Annotated in this window: 2 protein-coding genes; both read right to left on the reverse strand. The window is 41.3% G+C overall.

The window, feature by feature from the left end; genetic code table 11:
• Positions 1-317: relaxase/mobilization nuclease domain-containing protein (locus tag V3C63_RS11670; RefSeq protein ID WP_329888125.1), on the reverse strand; the 317-nt coding region annotated here is incomplete at its 3' end.
• The coding region (locus V3C63_RS11675) for a MobC family plasmid mobilization relaxosome protein (protein ID WP_329888126.1) at positions 278-562 on the reverse strand (285 nt) is incomplete at its 5' end. The genes V3C63_RS11675 and V3C63_RS11670, both read right to left, overlap by 40 nt.

Here is a 562-nt window from a genome sequence, read left to right on the forward strand (position 1 = left end):
TGCCCTTTATCAATATGAGTGGTAAGGACATATTCATACTGTCCTTTCGTGACTGCGTCCGCAAGCTGCTTTCCGATCTCATGTGCTTTTTCAAAGCTGACCTCTCCCGGTTCAAAGGACTGTATCAGGTGATGTGCTAAATTGTTGCCTTTGTCAAGCGCCTGTGAAAGCGTAAAGGCAAATTCAATATCTGCGGTTTCATAGCTGCATCCGAAGGAGGACACACACATTTTATCATCGGTTTTATCGGGGTTTTGGATATATTCAAGTGCCTTTTTTAATGTGCTTTTAATAGGCTTAATCTTTGTAACCGCCATATCTCTTTTAAGGCTCCTTTGATTTCTTCTATATCTTCCTGATATACATTTCCCGTTGTGTTCGCTCTCCTTGCAATCTGATTGATATTGACCCCGATTTTTTGAAGCTCTGCCGTCATTTTCTTTATATCGCTGTGATCGACCTGAATGATATATCCGTCTATCGCCATTTTCCGAAGGTACGCTTCCATGTTGCTTGTAGGCACCTGTTTCATTTTTTCTTCAATCAAGGTGCGTTCTTCTTT

It is taken from the genome of Pseudoramibacter faecis (genome assembly GCF_036289405.1).
GTDB classification, from domain to species: Bacteria; Bacillota; Clostridia; order Eubacteriales; family Eubacteriaceae; genus Pseudoramibacter; species Pseudoramibacter faecis.